This is a genomic window from Pseudomonas sp. UFMG81 (assembly GCF_015354575.1).
GTDB lineage: Bacteria > Pseudomonadota > Gammaproteobacteria > Pseudomonadales > Pseudomonadaceae > Aquipseudomonas.
In genome coordinates, this window is the sequence record NZ_JACAFQ010000063.1 from 1 (window position 1) to 18,789 (window position 18,789).

At 64.3% G+C, this 18,789-nt stretch carries 17 protein-coding genes and 4 pseudogenes; 9 read left to right on the forward strand and 12 right to left on the reverse strand.

Annotated features, from left to right (window positions below):
• A partial coding sequence (locus tag IX761_RS26360; RefSeq protein WP_194791938.1) for an integrase core domain-containing protein occupies window positions 1-259 on the forward strand: 259 nt, incomplete at its 5' end.
• 302 nt (window positions 260-561) lie between these two features.
• On the opposite strand, the gene IX761_RS26365 is transcribed toward IX761_RS26360, so the two are convergent.
• From IX761_RS26365 to cysK, 3 genes are all read right to left on the reverse strand, one after another.
• Window positions 562-1,443, reverse strand: a complete 882-nt coding sequence (locus IX761_RS26365; protein ID WP_194792414.1) for a DMT family transporter — start codon at window positions 1,441-1,443, stop codon at window positions 562-564.
• 388 nt (window positions 1,444-1,831) lie between these two features.
• Window positions 1,832-2,767, reverse strand: a complete 936-nt coding sequence (locus IX761_RS26370; RefSeq protein ID WP_194792415.1) for an aspartyl/asparaginyl beta-hydroxylase domain-containing protein — start codon at window positions 2,765-2,767, stop codon at window positions 1,832-1,834.
• Between the two features lie 155 nt (window positions 2,768-2,922).
• Window positions 2,923-3,897 (reverse strand): cysteine synthase A, encoded by a 975-nt coding sequence (gene cysK / locus IX761_RS26375; protein ID WP_194792416.1) that lies wholly within the window; start codon window positions 3,895-3,897, stop codon window positions 2,923-2,925.
• A 133-nt stretch (window positions 3,898-4,030) separates the two neighbouring features.
• Between cysK and IX761_RS26380 the strand changes: the two genes are divergently transcribed.
• The 4 genes from IX761_RS26380 (at window position 4,031) to IX761_RS26395 (ending at window position 8,325) form a co-directional block, all read left to right on the forward strand.
• Window positions 4,031-5,104 (forward strand): DUF748 domain-containing protein, encoded by a 1,074-nt coding sequence (locus IX761_RS26380; protein ID WP_194792417.1) that lies wholly within the window; start codon window positions 4,031-4,033, stop codon window positions 5,102-5,104.
• A gap of 203 nt (window positions 5,105-5,307) precedes the next feature.
• Complete coding sequence (locus IX761_RS26385) at window positions 5,308-6,153, forward strand: AAA family ATPase (protein ID WP_194792418.1); 846 nt, start codon at window positions 5,308-5,310, stop codon at window positions 6,151-6,153.
• Between the two features lie 13 nt (window positions 6,154-6,166).
• A complete protein-coding gene (locus IX761_RS26390) occupies window positions 6,167-7,345 on the forward strand; it encodes a vWA domain-containing protein (RefSeq protein WP_194792419.1) in 1,179 nt (392 codons plus the stop codon).
• A 161-nt stretch (window positions 7,346-7,506) separates the two neighbouring features.
• Window positions 7,507-8,325 carry an RHS repeat-associated core domain-containing protein gene (locus IX761_RS26395; RefSeq protein ID WP_194792420.1) on the forward strand — a complete coding sequence of 273 codons (819 nt, stop codon included), beginning with the start codon at window positions 7,507-7,509 and terminating at the stop codon, window positions 8,323-8,325.
• Window positions 8,326-8,478: 153 nt separating this feature from the next.
• Here IX761_RS26395 and IX761_RS26400 read toward each other — a convergent pair whose 3' ends face one another.
• From IX761_RS26400 to IX761_RS26415, 4 genes are read right to left on the reverse strand one after another with little or no spacing between them, the layout of a single operon-like run.
• Window positions 8,479-9,420 carry a biotin-dependent carboxyltransferase family protein gene (locus IX761_RS26400; RefSeq protein WP_194792421.1) on the reverse strand — a complete coding sequence of 314 codons (942 nt, stop codon included), beginning with the start codon at window positions 9,418-9,420 and terminating at the stop codon, window positions 8,479-8,481.
• Window positions 9,417-10,112, reverse strand: coding sequence for a 5-oxoprolinase subunit PxpB (pxpB, locus tag IX761_RS26405; RefSeq protein WP_194792422.1), 696 nt, complete (start codon window positions 10,110-10,112; stop codon window positions 9,417-9,419). Before pxpB ends, IX761_RS26400 begins: the two co-directional genes overlap by 4 nt.
• Window positions 10,109-10,888 carry a 5-oxoprolinase subunit PxpA gene (locus IX761_RS26410; protein ID WP_194792423.1) on the reverse strand — a complete coding sequence of 260 codons (780 nt, stop codon included), beginning with the start codon at window positions 10,886-10,888 and terminating at the stop codon, window positions 10,109-10,111. The genes pxpB and IX761_RS26410 overlap by 4 nt, the downstream gene beginning before the upstream one ends.
• A gap of 10 nt (window positions 10,889-10,898) precedes the next feature.
• Window positions 10,899-12,185, reverse strand: a complete 1,287-nt coding sequence (locus tag IX761_RS26415) for an MFS transporter (protein ID WP_194792424.1) — start codon at window positions 12,183-12,185, stop codon at window positions 10,899-10,901.
• A gap of 128 nt (window positions 12,186-12,313) precedes the next feature.
• Here IX761_RS26415 and IX761_RS26420 point away from each other — a divergent pair, with 128 nt between their 5' ends.
• Window positions 12,314-13,225 (forward strand): LysR family transcriptional regulator, encoded by a 912-nt coding sequence (locus IX761_RS26420; RefSeq protein WP_194792425.1) that lies wholly within the window; start codon window positions 12,314-12,316, stop codon window positions 13,223-13,225.
• Window positions 13,226-13,512: 287 nt separating this feature from the next.
• On the opposite strand, the gene IX761_RS26425 is transcribed toward IX761_RS26420, so the two are convergent.
• The 3 genes from IX761_RS26425 to IX761_RS26435 form a co-directional block, all read right to left on the reverse strand.
• Entirely contained in the window at window positions 13,513-14,034 is a 522-nt protein-coding gene (locus tag IX761_RS26425) for a DUF2937 family protein (RefSeq protein ID WP_194792426.1), read from the reverse strand.
• Between the two features lie 153 nt (window positions 14,035-14,187).
• The gene (locus IX761_RS26430) at window positions 14,188-14,961 is read right to left on the reverse strand and encodes a class II glutamine amidotransferase (protein WP_194792427.1); all 774 of its coding nucleotides are present in this window, start codon (window positions 14,959-14,961) and stop codon (window positions 14,188-14,190) included.
• Between the two features lie 16 nt (window positions 14,962-14,977).
• Window positions 14,978-15,487, reverse strand: a complete 510-nt coding sequence (locus tag IX761_RS26435) for an MFS transporter (protein ID WP_194792428.1) — start codon at window positions 15,485-15,487, stop codon at window positions 14,978-14,980.
• A gap of 32 nt (window positions 15,488-15,519) precedes the next feature.
• On the opposite strand from IX761_RS26435, the pseudogene IX761_RS26440 reads away from it, so the two are divergent.
• Window positions 15,520-15,771, forward strand: a pseudogene (locus IX761_RS26440) (S9 family peptidase); the annotation flags it as partial.
• Here the strand turns inward: IX761_RS26440 and IX761_RS26445 are convergent.
• Window positions 15,735-15,986 (reverse strand): annotated as a pseudogene (locus tag IX761_RS26445) (MFS transporter); the annotation flags it as partial. The pseudogenes IX761_RS26440 and IX761_RS26445 overlap by 37 nt on opposite strands.
• A 181-nt stretch (window positions 15,987-16,167) precedes the next feature.
• On the opposite strand from IX761_RS26445, the pseudogene IX761_RS26450 reads away from it, so the two are divergent.
• Window positions 16,168-16,485: pseudogene (locus IX761_RS26450) on the forward strand (S9 family peptidase); the annotation flags it as partial.
• Here the strand turns inward: IX761_RS26450 and IX761_RS26455 are convergent.
• Window positions 16,470-16,610, reverse strand: a pseudogene (locus IX761_RS26455) (MFS transporter); the annotation flags it as partial. The pseudogenes IX761_RS26450 and IX761_RS26455 overlap by 16 nt on opposite strands.
• A gap of 32 nt (window positions 16,611-16,642) precedes the next feature.
• Here IX761_RS26455 and IX761_RS26460 point away from each other — a divergent pair.
• Window positions 16,643-18,709, forward strand: coding sequence for a S9 family peptidase (locus IX761_RS26460; RefSeq protein ID WP_194792429.1), 2,067 nt, complete (start codon window positions 16,643-16,645; stop codon window positions 18,707-18,709).
• Window positions 18,710-18,789 lie beyond the last annotated feature (80 nt).

Sequence of the window (18,789 nt, forward strand, 5' to 3'; positions counted from 1 at the left end):
CCAATCGGTACTGGCCAGGAAAGACTTCACGCAAAGCATGAGCCGAAAGGGAAACTGCTGGGACAACGCAGTGGCTGAGAGCTTCTTCGCTACGCTGAAAAGGGAAGAAGCATTCAGTGCATATCCCAGTAAACGACATGCTCAACTAGCCATCGCCAGCTATGTTCATGGTTTTTACAACAGCTGTCGGCTGCACTCCGCCCTTGGCTACCGTTCTCCGAACGAATATGCCAAGAGCTTAAGGCAGAAGGCTAAATAGCCAGCTTTTTGGCGTCCGTTGTCACGGGACAGGCCCATGCTTACTTTTTCCAAGAAAAAAGTAAGCCGCCGTAAGGGCGGAAAGGTGAATAAGCGTCACCCAAGCAAATGGATATGCTCACAACTTTGAAACCACCAACAAATCCAACTAAGCAACTAAGCAACTAAGCAACTAAGCAACTAAGCACAATATGAGAACAACTGCGTCCCACGGGCCAGACCAAAGTCACGCGCAGTACCGACGCCCCCGAAGCACCAGGAAGAACCAGAAAAGGCCGCAAAGCGGCCTTCAAATGGCAGGAGTCAAACCTCAGCCGTACGCAACGCCGGCCTGCGAAACACAAACAACAACCCCACCACGATCAACCCCATCCCCAGCAAGCTCAGCGGCGCCAACCGGTTGCCAAAGATAAGGAAGTCCATCACCGCGGTCACCGCCGGCACCAGGTAGAACAGGCTGGTGACATTGACCAGGTTGCCCTTGGCGATCAGCCGGTACAGCAGCAACGTAGCCAGTAGCGACACCACCAACCCCATCCACAGCAAGGCGCCGACGAAACTCAGGTTCCACGCCACATGCAGCGGCTGGAACGGCGCAAACACCGCGCACAGGGCAAAACCGGCCATGTATTGCAGCGGCAAAGTCCCCATCGGGTTATCGGTAATGCGCTTCTGCAGGATCGAACCAAAGGTCATGCTGGCCAGCGCCAGCAGGGCGAACAGCATCCCCGCCAGCGACACGCCACCCAGGTTGATGCCCTGGTACACCACCATCACCAGCCCGCCCAGCCCAAGGCCGAGCCCGAACAACCGGCTCCAGGAGCGCTGACGCTCCATCAGCACCACGGTGAGGATCGGCTGCACGCCCATGACCGTGGCCATGACCCCAGGGGTGACGTGGGTGTTCAGCGCCAGCAGGTAGAAGATCTGGTAGGCGCCCAGCAACACACACCCCGTGCCTAGGGCACGCAAGACCGCACCCCGCCCGCGCGGCCAGCGCAAGCCAAGCAACGGGCCGATCAGCAACAGGCCGCACAGGGCCAGCGCCGAACGCAGCAGCAGGAAGGCAAAGGGGCTGGCCTGGGCCAGGCCAAGCTTGGAGACGATCGCCCCGCTGCTCCACAGCAGGATGAACAGGCTGGTGGTGGCCGCCGAGGCCACGGATGCTTTGTTGAAAACAGACATGAATTGCCACCTGTATGGGCAAGTAAAGCCGTACGGGCGGATCTATCGCGCAGCGAGGGGATAGCCGACCGTGTTCAGTAGGTTGCGTGTTGGGGCGGCGGCCAGAAGCCGATCAGCCCAGTACGACCACGCAAGGAGGCGGAGCTACGCCGCCTACGACGCCACTGACAGGTGGTGGGTAGTGACTGATCATGGCCGGCTGCTGGCTGCCACGCACGACAACGCCCGCGACAGGCGCGAGAACGTAGGCGGTGGTGGAAGGGATGGCTGGCATGATCAGATCATCGGGAAGAAAGTGTTTCGGAATATAGCGGGGTAAGCATCGCGGGGCAAGCCCGCTCCCACGGCTCTGTGGGAGCGGGCTTGCCCCGCGATTGCCTTTACCCGGTCAGAACAACCAGTGATACAGCGCGTACGCCACCACTACCGCCAGCACTGGCCGCAGCACGCGGTAGGCCTTGGGGTTGGCGCGCTTGAACTGTTTCACCCGGGCGCTGATCACGTTGCTGAAGCGCTTGCTCCAGGCATAGGCCTGGTTGATCCCACCCACGCGCTCGTCGTCGGTGTTCTGCGGGGCGGTGGCGCGGCCGAGGAAGGCGCTGACCTTGCGGTTGATGCGGGTCATCAGCGGGCTGTTGAGCGGGCGCTCGACGTCGCAGAACAGGATCACGCGAGTGACGTCGGTCTCGTTCTTGACCCAGTGCACGAAGGTCTCGTCGAACATCACGTCCTCGCCGTCGCGCCAGGCATAGGGCTGGCCATCGACGTAGATGCGGCAGTTGTCCGAGTTGGGCGTGGACAAGCCCAGGTGATAGCGCAGGGAACCGGCGAAGGGGTCGCGGTGCGGGTTCAGGTGGCTGCCGCCGGGCAGCAAGGCGAACATCGCGCCCTTGACGTTGGGGATGCTGCTAACCAGCTCGACGGTCTTCGGGCACAGCGCCTCGGCCGACGGCAGCGGTTTGTCGTACCACTTGAGGTAGAAACGCTTCCAGCCTTTCTTGAAGAACGAGCCGAAACCTGCGTCGTTGTCTTTCTCGGCGGCGCGGATATAGCCCTCGTCGAACAGGCGCATGGCCTCTTCGCGGATGGTCTCCCAGTTGTCCTTGAGCACGTCCAGTTCCGGGAAGCGCTGGCGGTCGAGGTAGGGTTTGGAGGGCACCCCGGAGAACAGGTACATCAGGCTGTTGTAGGGGGCGAACAGCGCCGAATGGTTGACGAACTGGCGCAGTACCGGCAGGCGCGCCTTGCCGCGCAGGTGCACGAACAGCACGCTGCCGAAAAAGACCAACAGGACACCGGCCTTGGCGACGAAGGAAAAGGTCATGCAACACTCCTTGGGGGGAAATCTGGCCATCCCCGAATAGCCGGACATCATAAACCCCTCAGGGGCAGCTGCAAGCTACAAGCGGCAAGCTTCATGCTGATCTGAATCAACTTGCGCAGCCTTTACTTGCAGCTTGAGGCTTGCAGCCTGTCGCTCTACTGCTGGTTTTCCTGCTCGGTGAACAGGTCGCTGAACAACATGCTGGACAAGTAGCGCTCGCCGGAGTCGGGCAGGATTACGACGATGGTCTTACCCTGCATTTCAGGTTTTTCCGCCAGGCGAACCGCAGCCGCCATCGCAGCGCCACAGGAGATGCCACAAAGGATGCCTTCCTCCTGCATCAGGCGGATGGCCATGGCCTTGGACTCGTCCTCGGTGACCGTCTCGACCTGGTCGACGATCGACAGGTCGAGGTTCTTCGGTACGAAGCCGGCACCGATACCCTGGATCTTGTGCGGGCTGGGCTTGAGCTCTTCACCGGCCAGGGTCTGGCTGATCAGCGGCGAGGCCACGGGCTCCACCGCCACCGACAGGATCGGTTTGCCCTGGGTGTGCTTGATGTAGCGCGACACCCCGGTGATGGTGCCCCCGGTACCCACACCTGCCACCAGCACATCGACCGCGCCATCGGTGTCGTTCCAGATTTCCGGGCCGGTGGTCTTCTCGTGGATGGCCGGGTTGGCCGGGTTGTCGAACTGGCCTGGCAAGAAGTGCTGCGCAGGGTCGGAGGCGACGATCTCGTTGGCCTTCTCGATCGCGCCCTTCATGCCCTTGGCCTTGTCGGTCAGCACCAGCTCGGCGCCCAGCGCTTTCAACACCTTGCGCCTCTCCAGGCTCATCGAATCCGGCATGGTCAGCACCAGGCGATAGCCGCGGGCGGCGGCGACGAACGCCAGGCCAATGCCGGTGTTGCCCGAGGTGGGTTCGACGATGGTCATGCCCGGCTTGAGCTTGCCGCTGTCTTCGGCGTCCCAGATCATGCTCGCGCCGATCCGGCATTTCACCGAATAGCCCGGGTTGCGACCTTCGGTCTTGGCCAGGATGGTCACCCCGCGCGGGGCGATGCGGTTGATCTGCACCAGCGGCGTGTTGCCGATGGAGTGGGCGTTGTCAGCGTAGATACGGCTCATGACGGCGGTCCTTGAACAGGGAATGTGCAGGGAAAACCATGAGGTTAAGCCTGCAATCGGAGAGCGTAAAGCCCGTTCGAACTTGGCCCGGCGACGCACGGTCAACCGGGCAACCCCCGTACGGAACAGCACGATGAAAGCCCGATACCGCTGGCCGCTGGTCGCCCTGGCCAGCCTGCTCGTGTTGCTGGTGGCACTGCACCTGGCCCTGCCCTGGTTGGTGCGTGACTACCTCAACCAACGGCTCGCCGACATGGGCGATTACCGTGGCCAGGTCAGCGATGTCGACCTGGCCTGGTGGCGCGGCGCCTACCAGATCAACGGCCTGAAGATCGTCAAGGTCAGCGGCATGGTGCCGGTGCCACTGCTCGACGCGCCGCTGATCGACCTGTCGGTGAGCTGGCGTTCGCTGTGGCAGGACCGCGCGGTGGTCGCCGAAGTGACCTTTGTCCACCCCAAGCTCAACTTCGTCGATGGCGGCACCCAGCAGACCTCACAGACCGGCCAGGGTACCGACTGGCGCCAGCAGCTTGAGAAACTGGTGCCCATCACCCTCAACGAGGTCCGCATCGAACAAGGCACCCTCACCTTCCGCAACTTCACCTCGAAGCCCCCGGTGGACCTCAAGGCCACCCAGCTGGACGCCAGCATCCGCAACCTCACCAACGTGCGCGACAAGAAAGGCCGACGCGATGCCAGCTTCGACGCCAGCGCCCTGCTGCTGGGCGACGCCCGGGTCGAGAGCCGCGCCACCTTCGACCCGTTCAGCGACTTCGACGACTTCCAGTTCCGCCTGCGCGCCACCGGTATCGAACTGCGCCGGCTCAACGACTTCGCCAGCGCCTACGGCAAGTTCGACTTCAATGCCGGGCACGGCGACATGGTGATCGAGGCCGAAGCCGAGAACGGCCGTCTCAGGGGCTATATCAAGCCGCTGCTGCGGGATGTCGACGTGTTCAACTGGCAGCAGGACGTCGACGACAAGGACAAGGGCTTCTTCCGCTCGGTGTGGGAAGCCTTGGTGGGCGCCACCGAGACGGTGCTCAAGAACCAGCCGAAGAACCAGTTCGCCACCCGGGTGGAGCTCAGCGGTAGCGTGCACAAGCAGGATATCAGCGCCTTCGAGGCGTTCCTGCAGATCCTGCGCAACGGCTTCATCCAGGCTTTCAACGCACGCTACGAGCAGCCGCCGCCCAAATCCGACTGAGCCTGGGGTGACGGGCCATTCAGGGACTGAATACCCGGTCTGCGTTTGCAGGGGCCGGGGCTGGGGTTATAGTCGTCGCCATTAATCAGCGCTTGTCTGCAGCGGCCTCTTCGCGGGCAAGCCCGCTCCCACAGGGAATGTAGTTGCTTGTGGGAGCGGGCTTGCCCGCGAAGAGGCCCTCGAAGCCCCCAGAGGATCGGTTCATGAAGTTCGAAGGCACCCGCGACTACGTCGCCACAGACGACCTGAAACTGGCGGTCAACGCGGCCATCACCCTGGAGCGCCCGTTGCTGGTCAAGGGCGAGCCGGGCACCGGCAAGACCATGCTCGCCGAGCAGCTGGCCGCCTCCTTCGGCGCGCGCCTGATCACCTGGCACATCAAATCGACCACCAAGGCCCACCAGGGCCTCTACGAGTACGATGCGGTCAGCCGCCTGCGCGATTCGCAGCTGGGCGTGGACAAGGTCCACGACGTGCGCAACTACCTGAAGAAGGGCAAGCTGTGGGAGGCCTTCGAGGCCGAGGAGCGGGTGATCCTGCTGATCGACGAGATCGACAAGGCCGACATCGAGTTCCCCAACGACCTGTTGCAGGAACTCGACAAGATGGAGTTCTACGTCTACGAAATCGACGAGACCATCAAGGCCAAGCAGCGCCCGATCATCATCATCACCTCCAACAACGAAAAGGAGCTGCCCGACGCCTTCCTGCGCCGCTGCTTCTTCCACTACATCGCCTTCCCCGACCGTGCCACGCTGCAGCAGATCGTCGACGTGCACTACCCCAACATCAGCCAGTCGCTGGTCAGCGAAGCGCTGGACGTGTTCTTCGACGTGCGCAAGGTGCCGGGCCTGAAGAAAAAGCCCTCCACCTCCGAACTGGTCGACTGGCTCAAGCTGCTGATGGCCGACAACATCGGCGAGGCGGTGCTGCGCGAGCGCGACCCGACCAAGGCCATCCCGCCGCTGGCCGGCGCCCTGGTGAAGAACGAACAGGACGTGACGCTGCTCGAGCGCCTGGCCTTCATGAGCCGGCGCGGCAACCGCTGACGGGAGCCGGGCCATGCTGCTCAACCTGTTCAATGAAATGCGCGCGGCCAAGGTGCCGGTGTCGGTGCGCGAACTGCTCGACCTGCACCATGCCCTGCAAAAGGGCGTGGTGTTCGCCGACATGGATGACTTCTACTACCTCGCCCGCGCCATCCTGGTGAAGGACGAACGCCATTTCGACAAGTTCGACCGGGCCTTCGCCGCCTACTTCAAGGGCCTGGAGAACCTCGACCGGCATATCGAGGCGCTGATTCCCGACGACTGGCTGCGCAAGGAATTCGAGCGCTCGCTGAGCGACGAAGAACGTGCGCAGATCCAGTCCCTCGGCGGCCTGGACAAGCTGATCGAGGAATTCAAGAAACGCCTGGAAGAGCAAAAGGAACGCCACGCCGGCGGCAACAAGTGGATCGGCACCGGCGGCACCAGCCCGTTCGGCTCCGGCGGTTTCAACCCCGAGGGCATCCGCGTCGGCGAGGCCGGCAAGCGCCAAGGCAAGGCGGTGAAGGTGTGGGACCAGCGCGAGTACAAGAACCTCGACGACCAGGTCGAGCTGGGCACCCGCAACATCAAGCTGGCCCTGCGCCGGCTGCGCAAGTTCGCCCGCGAAGGCGCCGCCGAAGAGCTGGACATCGACGGCACCATCGACCACACCGCCCGTGACGCGGGGCTGTTGAACATCCAGATGCGCCCCGAACGGCGCAACACGGTGAAGCTGCTGTTGCTGTTCGACATCGGCGGTTCGATGGATGCCCACGTCAAGGTGTGCGAAGAGCTGTTTTCGGCCTGCAAGACCGAGTTCAAGCACCTGGAGTACTACTACTTCCACAACTGCGTCTACGAGTCGGTGTGGAAGAACAACCTGCGCCGCACTTCGGAGCGTTTTGCCACCTTCGACCTGCTGCACAAGTACGGCGACGACTACAAGGTGATCTTTGTCGGCGATGCGGCCATGGCGCCCTACGAGATCACCCAGCCGGGTGGCAGCGTCGAACACTGGAACGAAGAGGCCGGGTATGTGTGGATGCAACGCTTCATGGAGAAGTTCAAGAAGATCATCTGGATCAACCCGTACCCCAAGCAGGCCTGGGACTACACGGCGTCGACCCACCTGATGCGCGACCTGATCGAGGACAAGATGTACCCGCTGACCTTGCAGGGGTTGGAAGACGGGATGCGTTACCTGTCCAAGTAAGCCCACGCAGAGTGGCCACTTTGCGGTTTGCCTGAGCCGCACGGTGGTCACGCGGCCTCAGCGGCCGGGCGATCATCAAGCCACCTGTCATTTTTGCCAGTTGAACGCCCCACCCAGCAGGCTCAGAGTCAGGTCAATCGTGCCCCCTCGAAGAGCCTGCCATGATTGCCCCACGCCAGCATACGTCCCATGCCTTGATCGCCGCCGATATGCAGATGTCGGTGCTCAACCATTTCCACCAGAGCCGGGAAACGTTTGCCTACAGCCCTTACGGGACGAGAAGCACCGCCGCGTTAATCAGGGCGGTACTTGGCTTCAATGGTCAGCCGCGTGAGCGCACGGGCAGCTACATCCTCGGCGCCGGCTATCGCAGCTACAATCCAGTGTTGATGCGCTTTAATTCCCCCGACAGCTTGAGCCCATTTGGTCGGGGTGGTTTTAATGCCTATGGGTATTGCGAGGGGGACCCGGTCAATTATACAGACCCCTCTGGGCATGGCCGGAACGAGCGCTCCATAACGCCCGTAACACATGAACAGTGGCAGACATTGGACCCAACAACTCTGAAAGCGATGGCAACATACAGGCAAGAACTTAACAGACTCAGAGAAAAAACTGCAGCCGTGGAAAACAATCGTGATAGCCTTGCTGCGACGCCTGAAGTGAAAGAAAGACATCCAAACGCTAAAGCAAAACACACCTCCGACGATGTGCCACTTAAAATGGTTGAAATGCGCCTTAATTTTCGGAGAAAGCGAGAATCCGATCATAAGGCAAAACGTACTAAGTTGCTGGCAGAGCACCGACTAACCGATGCGACTGCCGCGATTTACGATCTTGCTGCCGAACACGAAAAAACCCTGCGTGATAAATTTGGCCCTCCAGGTTCACAAAGCCAGGATAAAAGGTTGAACTCCGTATTACAGTTAACTCCTGTTACCCAAGATGCTGATGCAGTGCGTAATAACACTCTCGATTAGGGTGAAACACAGGTGTGATCATTGGGCTCGCAAACACGCTATTTCCCGATACGCCGCACTACTATCTACTACAAATTGCTACACCACAGCACATTGCTCCCGGAAAACCACCTGCCCCTCGATCGTCTAAGCGGTAGAAGGGGCAGGCGGGATTCAGATTCCCCAACGCTGGACATAGGCCTGATGCTCGCTCCAAGCCATCTCCTGCACCACCGCCCGAAACCGCACCACCGCCCCCGGCATGCACTGCGCCAGTTGCGCCAGCGCCAGCGGCGTCAGCGCCCCCAGCCGCGGATAGCCACCAATGGTCTGCCGGTCATTGAGCAGCACGATCGGCTGCCCATCCGGCGGCACCTGCACGGCACCCAGCGGGATCCCCTCGGAAATCATCGGCGCGCCCTGATACACCAACTGCGGCCCGAGCAGGCGAATGCCCATGCGGTCGGCGCGGCTGTCCAGGGTCCAGTCGCGGTTGAACGCCTCGAACAGGCTGGAGCCACTGAAGTCGCCGATCTGCGCGCCCATCACCAGGTCCAGCAGTGGCTTGTCCACATGGACCGGACGCAACGCGTCAGGCACGTGGGAGCGGCGGTTCGGCGCCCCGACTTGCCCCACGATGGCCGCGGCGGCGTGCAGCACCTCTCCCTTCACCAACGCCCGACCTTGGCCATCACACCCGCCCAGCCCTTCCCTTGCCACCGTGGCGCAACTGCCCAGCACCGCCTCCCCCTTAAATCCACCGGGCGCCGCCAGGTAGGCCCGTACACCCTGACGCGGCTGGCGCAGCGTCAGGCACTGCCCGCGGCGCAATGGGAAACTGCGCCAGGGCGCCACAGGCTGTTCATCGATTCGAGCGTCCAGGTCTGCCCCCGCCAGCGCCAGCACGCAGTCCTGCTCGGCGACCACGGTGAACCCGCCCAGGGCGATCTCGACCACGGCGCTGTCCAGGTCGTTGCCCAGCAGCCAGTTGGCCCAGCGCATCGCCACCCAATCCAGCGCGCCCCCTTGGGTCACGCCCAGATGGCGCACGCCGAAGCGCCCGGCATCCTGCAACAGGCACAGCGCGGTGCTGGCCTCGATCCTCAACTGGCTCATGCCTGGGCCTCCAGCGGGCTGTCGTCACCGCCCAGGTTGATGAATTCACGGTGGTCAACCGCCACAAAACGTACCCGGTCGCCCGGTTGCAACAGGCTGTAGCCCTCGCGTTCGCGGTCGAACAGGCGCACCGGTGTACGCCCGATCAGGTTCCAGCCGCCCGGCGATACCGCCGGGTAGGCGGCCGTCTGGCGCTCGGCGATGCCCACGCTACCGGCGGCCACGCGCTTGCGCGGCGTGCTCAGGCGCGGGCTGGCCAGGCGCTCGTCGACCAGGCCCATGAAGCCGAAACCCGGGGCGAACCCCAGGGCGAATACCGGGTAGTCGCGCCCGCTGTGCAGGCGGATCACCTCGGCCTCGCTCAGGCCGGCACGGGCGGCCAGCACCGGCAGCTCCGGGCCTACGCTGGCGTGGTACCACACCGGGATTTCATGCTTGCGCCCGGTTGCACCCGCATCCGGGCGCAGGCCTTCGAGCGCCTGAAGGATACGCTGGCGCGCCTCGCTGGGCGCCAGCGCGAACTGCACCATCAGCGTGGTATAGGACGGTACAAGGTCGATCAGATGCTCGCCGAATGCAGCCCGCAGGCGCTGGCTGGCGGCCAGTATCCACGGCATGTTGGACTCTTCGATGGCATCGAACAGGCGCACCATCAGGCTATCGATGCCCACCACTTCGATACGCGGGGTCATGGTTGCTCCAGCGCGTCGAGGGCCTGGCGGATCTGGCGCACGGCGGCCACGGAGCTGTCGTTGTCGCCATGCACGCACAGGGTGCTGGCGCTCAGGCGCACGGCGCTGCCGTCGTCGGCCACCAGCGTTTCGCCCTTGGCCAGGCGCAGGGCCTGTTCCACCACCAAGGCCGGGGCGTGGTGCACCGCGCCCGGCAGGCGCCGCGACACCAGGTGACCGCTGGCGGTGTAGGCGCGGTCGGCGAAGGCCTCGAACCACAGGGGCACACCGACCGCATCGCCCAGCGCCTGGGCGGCGCTGTTGTCTGCGGTGGCCATGAGCATCAACGGCAGGCTGGCATCATAGGCGGCCACCGCTTCGAGCACGGCCCGCAATTTTTGCGGGTCGGCCATCATGTCGTTGTACAGCGCGCCATGGGGCTTGATGTAGGCTACCCGGCTGCCCAGCACCTTGCAGATGCCGTCCAGCGCGCCGATCTGGTAGTGCAGCAGGTCGCGGATTTCCTCGGTGCTGCAGGCCATGGAGCGGCGACCGAAACCGACCAGGTCCGGGTAGGCCGGGTGCGCGCCGATGGTCACGCCATGCTCCAGCGCCAAGGCCACGGTACGGCGCATGATGCTGGGGTCGCCGGCGTGGTAGCCGCAGGCGATGTTGGCGCAGTCGATAAAGGGCATCACCTCGGCATCCAGGCCCATGCGCCAGCTGCCGAAACTTTCACCCATGTCGCAATTGAGTAGTAGGCGGTTCACCTGGCGGACTCCTGAGTCGATGTTCATGCTGCCTACCTTAGCGTGCCAGCAGTTGTTTGCCGCGGGTTTCCGGCAGGCTCAGCGCCGCCACGATCACCACGCCGTAGGACACCGCGGCGAACGCGCCGATGCCCAGGCCCAGCGGCACTTTCTCACCCAGCAGGCCGATCATCAGGGGGAACAGCGCCGCGATGACCTTGCCGATGTTGTAGCAGAAGCCCTGCCCCGAACCGCGGATGCGGGTGGGGAACAGTTCGGTGAGGAACGAGCCCATGCCGCTGAAGATGCCCGAAGCGAAGAAGCCCAGCGGGAAGCCCAGCCACAGCATCACACCATCGCTAACCGGCAGCTGTGTGTACAGCAGGACGATGACGAACGAGCCCACCGCGAACAGGATGAAGTTCTTCCGGCGCCCGAGGATATCGCTGAGGTAGGCGCTGATCACGTAGCCGATGTAAGAGCCGACAATGACCATGGCCAGGTAGCCGCCAGTACCCAGGACACTCAGGCCGCGCTCGTTCTTGAGGAAGGTCGGCAGCCACGAGGTGATGGCGTAGTAGCCGCCCAGGGCGCCGGTGGTCAGCAACGAGGCGCGCACAGTGATCCAGAGCATGCCGGGGGCGAAGATTTCGTAGAAGTGCGAAGGCGCCTCGGCGTTTTCCGCAGCCTTGGCCTCACGGTACACCTCGGGGTCCTTGACCAGGCGGCGCACGAAGATCACGAAGATCGCTGGCAGCAGCCCGAGCAGGAACAGCGCGCGCCAGGCCTGCTCGGCGGGCAGCCAGGAGAACAGCAGCGCGTAGAGGATGGCGGTCAGGCCCCAGCCAATGGCCCAACCCGACTGCACCATGCCCACTGCCTTGCCACGGTCCTGGGCGCGGATCACCTCGCCGATCAGCACCGCGCCGGCGGTCCACTCGCCACCAAAGCCGAAGCCCATCAGGGTGCGAGCAATCAGCAGTTGCTCGTAGTTCTGGGCGAAGCCGCAGAGGAAGGTGAAGAAAGCGAACCACAGCACCGTCAGTTGCAGGGTGCGCACGCGGCCGATGCGGTCGGAGAGGATGCCGGCAACCCAGCCGCCCAGCGCCGAGGCGATCAGGGTGCTGGTGTGGATCAGCCCCGCCTCGGCGGTGCTGATACCCCACAACATGATCAGGGTGGGGATGACGAAGCTCAGCATCTGGGTGTCCATGCCGTCCAGGCCGTAGCCGATCTTGCAGCTCCAGAAAGTGCGTCGTTGCTGGGAGTCGATATCGCGGTACCACGCGAAGGTGCCGTTCGAAGATCGGGCGGGGGCCTGCTGCTGCACGCCGGTCGGGTTCATATATGCCTCGGCTTGTTGGTATTGTTCTGAGGGCGACGTCGAGGTCGCGGCCTGGCAGTCATGTTCAGAGCCAACACCCTGTGCGTCCAACGAGAAAATCCGCCGGTCTGGAACAAGAAAAACTGATCATGAACCTTCGATTCCTCGAAACCTTCGTCTGGGTCGCCCGGCTCAAGAGCTTCCGCCTCACCGCCGAGAAGCTGTTCACCACCCAGGCCTCGGTGTCCAGCCGCATCGCCGCGCTGGAGGCCGACCTTGGGGTGAAACTGCTGCTGCGCGACTCGCGCGGGGTCAGCCTGACGCCCGAAGGCGGCAAGGTGCTCGAATACGCCGAGCGCATGCTCGACACCGCCAAGGCCATGAAGCAGTCGCTGGACAGCGACCGGACCAAGACCGGGCGCATCCGCCTGGGGGTGATGGACACGGTGATCCACACCTGGATGAGCGCGCTGGTGGCGGAGCTCACCGAGCGCTACCCGCAGGTGGAGATCGAGCTGGTGGCCGACACCGCGCTGAACCTGCGCGAGCAACTGCAAAAGGGCTTCCTCGATGTGATCCTGCAGACCGACCTGCTGCGCGAGCCGTCGATCCGCAGCCAGGACCTGGCGCGCTACCCCATGGGCTGGATTGTCGCCGCCGGCTCACCGCACCACCGCGACTACGCCTCGCTGGCGGAGCTGGCCCGCGAACGCATCGTCACCTTCTCGAAGAATTCACGGCCGCACCAGGAGGTGCTCAGCCTGTTGCAGGCGGCGGGGGCCGAGATGCCACGGCTGAACTGCGTGAACTCGGTGGCGGCGATTACCCGGTTGCTGCGCGACGGGTTCGGTATCGGCGCACTGCCACCGGCGTTGGTGGACAGCGAGTTGAGCCGAGGGGAACTGGTGCTGCTGGAAGGTTTGCAGCCGCCGCCGAGCCTGGAGCTGGTGGTGGCCTGGCAGACCGGGGTGGCGTTGGTGGACGAGGTGGTGGGGGTGTGCCGGCAGGTGCTGGAGCGCTATGCGCGGGATGTGGGGGGGCAGCGGATTGTGCTGGTCTGAAGGCATTCCTCGCCTTTACCGGCCTCGTCGCCGGCAAGCCGGCTCCCACAGGGGCAGTGCACGCGGTCGGGGTGGGAGCAATTGTCTTGCACAACTTTTCTGTAGGCGCGGCCTTGCCGGGGCGCCGGACCGGCCGGAAAGGGGTGCGCAGCGCCCCCTGGTTCTCGAGTACGCCCAAGATCGCCGGGGCCGCTTTGCGGCCCTTTCGCGGCACAAGGCCGCTCCTACAGGTGACGTGCAAACTTCAGGGTGGGGGCGAAAGGGCCGCAGCGCGGCCCCCTACAGTGTCAGCGCCAGCTCTCCTTGACCGCCTTGCGCCGCCCACCCAGGATCACCCAGCCGAGCACCAGCAACAGGCTCTCGACCACGAACGCCAGCACGAACCCGGCGCCAATTCCCCAGCCAATCGCCTCGGGCACCAGCAGGATCTGGTAGCTGTAGCCCTTGAGCGTCTCTTCCCGCAGCGCCGGCTCCGGCTGCACCAGCACATGCCAGGTGCGGCTCACCCACGACCCTTGCAGTGCCTGCCACTCATGCTCCAGCAGCTGATTGCGGATCAGCAGGCTCTCGATGCTGTTGGCATCGCTGTTGAACACCGGGTCGTCACTGCTGCGGTAATGCCGCACCAGCGCCTGCAAGTCGCCATTGAAGAAGCGCTGGGCCGTCTGCCTGAAGCCATCGAGCGCCTGGCGCGATTCCAGCAAATGCGCTTCGACCCGCTGGCTGTAGTCCTTGACCAGCCCGGGCACCTGGATACCAGCCAGCAGGCCGAAGGTGAACAACAGCAAACGCAGGTAACTTCTGAACATGGAGCGTCCTTAGGGTTTGTACGCAAAGTTGCCGAGCGGCGATCAGGCAAGGCGAAAACAGGCGAGGAAGCGGAGTTTACTGGTTGTAAATGAGCATTCCGAGCCTGTTTTCAACGCAGCATGATCGTCGCGCAGGCGCTTTGCGTACAAAGCCTAGCTCTGGCCGTGGGCGACGCACTCACCATGGCGCCACAGGGCCCATTGACCCGGCTCGTAGCGGTTCCAGGTCTCGTTCTCGGTCAAGGCTTCGGTAGCGATCACCGTGACCACGTCGTTTGGGGTGGTTTGCGTGTGAAAATCGACGATCAGGTCGACATCTTTCAAGCGCGCGGCACCAAATGGCGCGCGACGGGTAATGTGCACCAGCTTGGTCGAGCAGAAGCAGAACAGCCAGTCGCCGTCGCTGAGCAGGCAGTTGAACACGCCCTTGCCACGGTACTCGGCACAGGCCTCGACCAGTACTGGCAGCAGCTGTTCGGCTGGCACGGGCTCAGGGAAGGCGGCGCGGATACGGTTGAGCAGGTCGCAGAACGCCGCCTCGCTGTCCGTGTCCCCGATCGGCCAGTAGAAGGTGCGCTGGCCAGCGAAGTCGCCCAACTGGCCGTTGTGCGCGAAGCACCAGTTGCGGCCCCACAGCTCACGCACGAACGGGTGGGTGTTGGACAGGCAGACCTTGCCGACGTTGGCCTGGCGGATATGGCCGATGACCACTTCGCTCTTGATCGGGTAGCGCTGCACCAGGTTGGCCACCTCCGACTCGCTGCTCGCTGCCGGGTCCTGGAACAGGCGCAGGCCGCGCCCTTCGTAGAAGCCGATGCCCCAGCCATCGCGATGCGGGCCGGTGCGCCCGCCGCGCTGCATGAGGCCGGTGAAGCTGAAGACGATGTCGGTGGGGACGTTGGCGCTCATGCCCAGCAGTTCGCACATGTTCGCGGCTCCTGGCTTACAGACGCGGTTCGACGCGGCCCTGGCCCGGGCCTGCGCGGCGCGCGGGGGCGGCGGGGGGGTCGTCGCGGTAGCGGTCCTGGCGGTTGGCGGCGATCGAATCCGCGTCCGCCACCTCGGCATCTTCCTTCGCCTGGCGCTGGGCGGTGGCCTCGCGCTGGGCACGGCGCTCGGCGGCGCGCTTTTCCAGCGGCCAGCGGATCAAGACGAAGACGAAGTACAGGGCGAAGGCGATCATGCCGTACATGGCAAGGTCGGAGGCTGCGCGCCAGGCGTTGTTGCCCACCTTGAACGCCACGTCCAGGGCGGTGATGGCAATGGCCGGGGCGAAGCTGTCCTTGACCGGGTCGACGATGGTCGGCGACAGCAGCAGCACGGCGACGATCACCCGCAGCGGCTCGCGCAGCCAGCGCCACATCCAGCCGGTGAGCTTGAAGGCCACCAGCAGGCAGCCCAGGGCGGCGACGGCGTAAAGGCCCCAGGCCAACAGATAGTCGTGTTCGGTCATGGTGTTCGTGCATGCCAGGCGAAGAGACGCCTATGATAAACACTTTTCCCGGCGCAGACAGCGTCTACCTGTCCCGGCCCATCGCCCACCAAGCCGAAGGCACCGACCCCTACGCCTGGCTGCAAGACCGCGACACCCCTGAAGTGCTGGCCTACCTGAACGCGGAAAACGCGTATCAGGAGGCCTGCCTGGCCGACCAGGCGCCGCTGCGCGAGCAGCTGTTCGAAGAGATCAAGGGCCGCATCCTCGAAACCGACCTGTCGCTGCCCTCGCCCTGGGGCCCGTANACGTCCAGGGCGGTGATGGCAATGGCCGGGGCGAAGCTGTCCTTGACCGGGTCGACGATGGTCGGCGACAGCAGCAGCACGGCGACGATCACCCGCAGCGGCTCGCGCAGCCAGCGCCACATCCAGCCGGTGAGCTTGAAGGCCACCAGCAGGCAGCCCAGGGCGGCGACGGCGTAAAGGCCCCAGGCCAACAGATAGTCGTGTTCGGTCATGGTGTTCGTGCATGCCAGGCGAAGAGACGCCTATGATAAACACTTTTCCCGGCGCAGACAGCGTCTACCTGTCCCGGCCCATCGCCGGCAAGCCGGCTCCCACAGGTCCTGTGCCATCCGATGTGGGAGCCGGCTTGCCGGCGATGGGCCTGCGCAGACAACCACTGCCTAGAGACCTCCGATGCCGAGCAAACCCCAGCCCCCCATCGCCCACCAAGCCGAAGGCACCGACCCCTACGCCTGGCTGCAAGACCGCGACACCCCTGAAGTGCTGGCCTACCTGAACGCGGAAAACGCGTATCAGGAGGCCTGCCTGGCCGACCAGGCGCCGCTGCGCGAGCAGCTGTTCGAAGAGATCAAGGGCCGCATCCTCGAAACCGACCTGTCGCTGCCCTCGCCCTGGGGCCCGTACCTGTACTACACCCGCACCACCGCCGGTGACGAGTACCCGCGCCACTACCGCTGCCCACGCCCGGCGGATGACAGCAACACGGTCGATGNCACCCGCAGCGGCTCGCGCAGCCAGCGCCACATCCAGCCGGTGAGCTTGAAGGCCACCAGCAGGCAGCCCAGGGCGGCGACGGCGTAAAGGCCCCAGGCCAACAGATAGTCGTGTTCGGTCATGGTGTTCGTGCATGCCAGGCGAAGAGACGCCTATGATAAACACTTTTCCCGGCGCAGACAGCGTCTACCTGTCCCGGCCCATCGCCCACCAAGCCGAAGGCACCGACCCCTACGCCTGGCTGCAAGACCGCGACACCCCTGAAGTGCTGGCCTACCTGAACGCGGAAAACGCGTATCAGGAGGCCTGCCTGGCCGACCAGGCGCCGCTGCGCGAGCAGCTGTTCGAAGAGATCAAGGGCCGCATCCTCGAAACCGACCTGTCGCTGCCCTCGCCCTGGGGCCCGTACCTGTACTACACCCGCACCACCGCCGGTGACGAGTACCCGCGCCACTACCGCTGCCCACGCCCGGCGGATGACAGCAACACGGTCGATGAACACCAGGAAGAGCTGCTGCTCGACCCCAACGCCCTGGCCAACGGCGGCTTCCTCGCCCTGGGTGCGTTCAACGTCAGCCCCGACCACCGCCTGCTGGCCTACAGCCTCGACACCAGCGGCGACGAAATCTACACCCTGTACGTCAAGGACCTGGCCAGCGGCGCGCTGACCACCCTGCCCTTCGATGACTGCGACGGCAGCATGACCTGGGCCAACGACAGCCAGACGCTGTTCTTCGCCGAACTGGACGACACCCACCGCCCCTGGCGCCTGCGCCGCCACACGCTGGGCGAGGCGGATGCCACCGACGTGTTCGAAGAAGCCGACGGGCGTTTCTTCCTGCACTGCTACCGCGCCAGCTCCGAGCGCCAGTTGGTGCTGCTGCTCAACAGCAAGACCACCAGCGAAGCCTGGGTGCTCGACGCCGCCACCCCGCAGGCCGCATTCACCTGCCTGGCGCCGCGGGTCGAGGGCCACGAGTACTACCCCGACCACGGCCAGCTCGATGGCCAGTGGCGCTGGTTCATCCGCAGCAACCAGGACGGCATCAACTTCGCCCTGTACCACGCTCCTGCGGAAAACGTGCCAAGCCGCGCCGACTGGCAGCTGCTGGTGGCGCACCGCGACGACATCATGCTCGAAGGCGTGAGCCTGAATGCCTCGGCGCTGTCCCTGAGCCTGCGCGAAGGTGGCCTGCCGATCATCGAAGTACGTCCACAAGGCCTGGCCCCCTACCGCGTCGAACTGCCGGACGCCGCCTACAGCCTGTACGTGCAGGACAGCCTGGAGTTCGCCAGCCCCCGTATCCGCCTGCGCTACGAAGCGCTCAACCGCCCGGCCCAGGTGCGCCAGCTGGAGCTGGACACGGGCGCGCAGCAGGTGCTCAAGCAGACCCCAGTGCTCGGCGCGTTCGATGCCGACGACTACGTCAGCGAGCGCCTGTGGGCACAGGCCAAGGACGGCACCCGGGTGCCGGTCAGCCTGGTACGCCGCCGCGTCGACCAAGGCAAGCGCGTGCCGCTCTACCTCTATGGCTACGGCGCCTACGGCGAAAGCCTCGACCCGTGGTTCTCCCATGCCCGCCTGAGCCTGCTGGAGCGCGGCGTGGCCTTCGCCATCGCCCATGTGCGCGGTGGCGGTGAGCTGGGCGAAGCCTGGTACCGAGCGGGCAAGCAGGAACACAAGCACAACAGTTTCGACGACTTCATCGCCTGCGCCGAGCACCTGATCGCCACGGGGGTGACCGACAGCCAGCACCTGGCCATCAGCGGTGGCAGTGCCGGCGGCCTGCTGATGGGCGCAGTGCTCAACCTGCGCCCCGAACTGTTCCGCTGCGCCATCGCCGAAGTGCCGTTCGTCGACGTGCTCAACACCATGCTCGACCCGGAACTGCCACTGACCGTCACCGAGTACGACGAATGGGGCAACCCCGAGGAGCCCGAGGTGTATGCGCGGATCAAGGCCTACGCCCCCTACGAGAACGTCAAGGCCCAGGCCTACCCGGCCATGCTGGTGATCGCCGGCTACAACGACAGCCGCGTGCAGTACTGGGAAGCGGCCAAGTGGGTGGCGCGCCTGCGCACGCACAAGACCGACGACAACCTGCTGCTGCTCAAGACCGAAATGGGCGCCGGGCACGGCGGCATGAGCGGGCGCTACCAGGGGCTGCGCGACGTGGCGCTGGAGTATGCGTTCGTCTTCAATGAGCTGGGCGTGGTGTAAAACGCGTTTTTCGTTGTCATAGCCATCGCCGTCATCTTTGATGGCCCCATCGCCGGCAAGCCGGCTCCCACAGGATGTGC